This window comes from Streptomyces sp. UH6 (assembly GCF_013421635.1).
Taxonomy (GTDB): Bacteria; Actinomycetota; Actinomycetes; order Streptomycetales; family Streptomycetaceae; genus Streptomyces; species Streptomyces abyssomicinicus.
Genome location: NZ_JACADT010000468.1, coordinates 1 through 4,315, shown reverse-complemented (window position 1 = coordinate 4,315; position 4,315 = coordinate 1). Strand labels below are relative to the sequence as shown.

Sequence of the window (4,315 nt, the reverse complement as noted above, 5' to 3'; positions counted from 1 at the left end):
CGGGCCGGCCTCGTGCGGTGCGGGCGGTGCGATCGGTGCGGGCGGTGCGATCGGTGCGGACTGTTCATGGTGTTTCCCCCGTGTTCGGCCGTGCGTTCTCCGCACCACCGAGGCTAGGAGGGCGGGGCCGCGGGCCGCGTCCGCCGGGCGGACACCACCTGGGTCAACTTCCGTGCGGGTACGCCGCCGGGTCAACCTGAGGTGGATGTACGGGTCATCCCCAGGTTGACCTGACGGCAGGGGGAGCCCGCCCTGCCGCCCGGCGCTTATTCGGCTGCGCGCCGCCTCCTCGGGCGGCAGACTGCTCCGATGATCGATTCCTCCGGTGCGCACCCCAAGGCCGACCTCCACCGCTACCTGAAGGACGCGCGGGAGGCACTGCTGTGGAAGCTGGAAGGGCTCTGCGAGTACGACGTCCGCCGTCCGCTCACACCCACCGGGACCAATCTGCTGGGCCTGGTGAAGCACCTGGCGGGCGTGGAACTGGGGTATCTGGGCGACGTGTTCGCCCGGCCCTCCGGCATCCCCCTGCCGTGGGTCGCGGACGGCGCCGAACCCAACGCGGACATGTGGGCCACGGCCGAGGAGTCCCGCGCGTTCGTGGTGGACCTGTACCGCCGGGCCTGGGCGCACGCGGACGCGACGATCGACGCGCTGCCGCTGGAGACGGTGGGCACGGTGCCGTGGTGGCCGCCGGAGCGGCGCGAGATCACGCTGCACCACGCGGTGGTGCGGGTGATCGCCGACGCGCAGCGGCACGCCGGGCACGCCGACATCCTGCGTGAGCTGATCGACGGCTCGGTGGGGATGCGGGAGGACAACCCGGCGCTGCCGGAGACGGACGCGGCGTGGTGGCGGTCCCACCACGCCCGCCTGGAACGGACCGCCCGCGAGGCCTGACCCCTCCCCGCGGCCCGGGGAGGGGGACGGGCGCCCGCGGGTGGCGGGGGCGTGCGCCCGCTACGGCAGCGTCACGAACGGCGAGAGGAAGGCCCGTGCTCCCGCCGTGTCCAGCCGGTACACCACGTTGGTCGCGTAGCACGGGCCGTCGCCCGTGATGGTGGTGGCCACCAGCGTGCGCCGGCCGTCGAGTTCGGCGAAGTTGGGGCCGCCCGAGTCGCCGTAGCACGCGCCGCCGTTGCCCTGCGGGGCGGTCATCGCGAGGCGGATCCACGCGTTGTTCAGGGCGTTGAAGGACACCGGGGCCTTCATCCGCACGCCGCCGCCGGGGTGGGTGTGTCCGCCCGGGCCTCGGTGGGACTCCTGGGTGCCGTACCCGGCGACGACGAAGCCGGTGGCGTCCAGCCCCCGCGGGCCTGGTGTGTCGAGGGCGCCCGCCGCCGGCAGGGCCGCCGGGGTGAAGGACCACCGGTCGGCGGTGTCGGCCGCGTCGAGTTCGACGACGGCGATGTCACGGGTGTCGGACGAAGGGCCGGGGTAGAGCGGGTGGCTGTGGGCCACCCCCTCGACGCCGACCTCCTCGGCGACCGCCGCCGGGTCGCCGGGGTGCGCGCGCCCGGCCTCGTCCAGCGCTCCCTGGACGTCCTGCTCCAGGGAGACGAAGAACCGGACGTTCTCCGGCCAGTCGGTGGTGCAGTGCGCGGCCGTGAGGAAGGTGTTGGCATCCACCATGGTGCCCGAGCACACCCAGTCCACCCGGTCCGGTGTGGCCGGGTCCCCGTCGGCGTCCCAGGTGGCGACGAGGGCGCCGACCTCGGTGCGCTCGGGCGCGGGGGCGGCGTTGTACGAGTTGATCGCGGAGGCCGGGAGCGCGGCCCCGGCGACCAGGGCGCCCGCCGCCAGGAGAACGGCGGCTGCGTGGATGCGGACGTGCGGCAAGGCGGGTCCTTTCCCGGGGGGACGGAGGACGTCGCGGAGCGAGACGGCTCCGGAGGGGCCACAGTGAACCACGCGGACACATCGCCCGGAAGGGGCGCGGGGCGCTGACGCCCGGGCACGGCAGCGCACATAGCAGAAGCCCGAACCTATGTGCTGCCACTCCACTGGCAGCGCCGGGACCCGTTCGTACGGTTCGGAACGCGTGCCCCCGCATGCGCCTCACCCCCGCCCCCGCCCCCACCCCGTCCGGGAGGACCCATGCCGGTTCCTGACCGCCCCCGATCCGGGGCCCGGTTCCGCGGGTTCGGCCTGACCGCCGTACTCGCCCTGCTGCTGGCCCTGTTCGCCGCCCCCACGCCCGCCTCCGCCGCCTCACTGACCCAGGTCACCGGATTCGGCGGCAACCCGGGCAACCTCCAGATGTACGCCTACGTCCCCGACGGACTCCCCGCCGGCGCCCCGCTGGTCGTCGCCCTGCACGGCTGCACGCAGAGCGCGCCCGACTACCACGCGCACTCCGGGTGGGCCAAGTACGCCGACCTGTACGGGTTCGCCGTGGTGTACCCGCACACGTCGAGCGCCAACAACGCCAACTCCTGCTTCAACTGGTTCCAGTCCTCCGACTACGGCCGGGGCCAGGGCGAGGCGCTCTCCGTCAAGCAGATGGTCGACCACGCGATCGGCCGCTACGGCGTCGACCGGTCGCGGGTGTTCGTCACCGGTCTCTCGGCCGGCGGGGCGATGACCGCCGCGCTGCTCGCCGCCTACCCGGACGTGTTCGCCGGCGGCTCCATCGCCTCCGGCATCCCGGCCGGCTGCGCCACCAGCGTGGCCAACGCCTACACCTGCATGTACAGCGCCACCTCCCGGACCCCCAAGCAGTGGGGCGACGCGGTGCGCGCGGCGTCCGGCGGCTGGACCGGTCCGTGGCCGCGGGTCGCCGTCTGGCACGGCACCTCCGACACCACCGTGGTGCCGGCCAACGCCACCCAGTCACGCGACCAGTGGACCGACGTGTGGGGCCTGGGCCAGACCCCCAGCTCCACCGCCTCGCTCCCCGGCAACACGACACAGGCCGTCTACACCGACGCGAAGGGCGTCCCGGCGGTCACCACCTTCACCGTCTCCGGCATGGGTCACGGCACCGCCGTCGACCCCGGATCCGGCACCCAGGAGTGCGGCACCGCGGGCGCCTACTACCTCGACACCATCTGCTCGAGCTACTACACCGCCCTCTTCTGGGGCCTGGACGGCGACTCCGGAGGTCCGGGCGAGCCCGGCGCCCTGCCGGCCCCGGCCGGGCTGGCCGCCGGCCCGGTCACCGACACCGGCGTCACGCTGAGCTGGAGCGCGGTGGCGGGAGCGGCGTCGTACGAGATCCACCGCGGCGGCTCCCGGGTCGGCACGGCGACCGGCACCTCGTACACCGACACGGGGCTCTCCCCCGGCACCGCCTACACGTACACCGTGGCCGCCGTCGACTCCGCCGGCACACCGGGAGCCCGTTCGGCGGCCGTCACCGCCACCACCACCGGCGGTGACGGAGGCTTCGAGCCGCGCTGCTACACGGCCTCCAACTACGCCCACGTGCAGGCGGGCCGCGCCCACCACAGCGGCGGCTACGCCTACGCCAACGGGTCCGGGCAGAACATGGGCCTCTACAACACCTTCTACAGCCACACCCTCGAGGAGACCGCCCCCGGCCACTTCGTGATCTCCGACGCCGGCTGCCCGTCCTGATCCACGGCCTCCCGGCCCTCCGCGCGGGGCCGTCACCCCTGGTGGCGGCCCCGCGCACCCGTCACCGCGACGGAAATTATCTTGACGTCAAGATTTACCGGGCCGAAACTGCTCCTGATCGAGTCCCAGGAGCCCTTCATGCCTTCCCCGCTGTCCCGCCTGCTCCCCGACGACCGCCTGATACGGGCAATGTCGTACCAGTCGGTGCTCTCCGCCTTCGCCGAGGGCGTCTTCATCACCGGGGAGGCGGTGTACTTCACGCAGGTCGTCGGCCTGAGCCCGGCACAGGTCGGCCTCATGCTGACCCTCTCCCTGGCCGCGGCCTTCCTGTTCTCCGTGCCGCTCGGCCGCCTGGCCGACCGGCTGGGAACGCGGCGCAGCTGGATCCACGGGTCGCTGCTCCAGGCGGTCTTCTTCGCCTCCTGGTTCCTCGCGAGCGGCTTCGCCACGGCGCTGGCCGTCCTGATCCCCCTGGTCCTGGCGGAGACCTGGGCGCGCACCGGCCGCAACGCCTACCGGGTGCAGATCTTCCCCCGCGAGAAGCGGGTGCACGCCACCGCGTACCTGCGCGCGGCCCGGAACGTGGGCTACACCCTGGGCGCGGCAGCCGGCGCCGTGGCCCTCGCCCTGGACAGCCTCACCCTGATCCACGCCGTGCCGCTGTTCACCGCGGCGGTGCTGCTGAGCAACGCCTACTGGATCGCCCGCCTCCCCGAACCGCCTCGCGCCGCCCCCG

At 73.7% G+C, this 4,315-nt stretch carries 4 protein-coding genes; 3 read left to right on the top strand and 1 reads right to left on the bottom strand.

The window, feature by feature from the left end; translation table 11 throughout:
• Window positions 1-309: 309 nt before the first annotated feature.
• Window positions 310-900 (top strand): DinB family protein, encoded by a 591-nt coding sequence (locus tag HW445_RS20105; protein ID WP_180222380.1) that lies wholly within the window; start codon window positions 310-312, stop codon window positions 898-900.
• Between the two features lie 60 nt (window positions 901-960).
• Here the strand turns inward: HW445_RS20105 and HW445_RS20100 are convergent, their stop codons facing one another.
• Entirely contained in the window at window positions 961-1,839 is an 879-nt protein-coding gene (locus HW445_RS20100) for a trypsin-like serine protease (protein WP_218957193.1), read from the bottom strand.
• Window positions 1,840-2,097: 258 nt separating this feature from the next.
• Here HW445_RS20100 and HW445_RS20095 point away from each other — a divergent pair, with 258 nt between their 5' ends.
• Both HW445_RS20095 and HW445_RS20090 read left to right on the top strand, forming a co-directional pair.
• Window positions 2,098-3,579, top strand: a complete 1,482-nt coding sequence (locus HW445_RS20095) for a PHB depolymerase family esterase (RefSeq protein WP_180222379.1) — start codon at window positions 2,098-2,100, stop codon at window positions 3,577-3,579.
• Window positions 3,580-3,717: 138 nt separating this feature from the next.
• Window positions 3,718-4,315 (top strand): MFS transporter (locus tag HW445_RS20090; protein ID WP_180222378.1); only part of this gene is annotated, 598 nt, incomplete at its 3' end.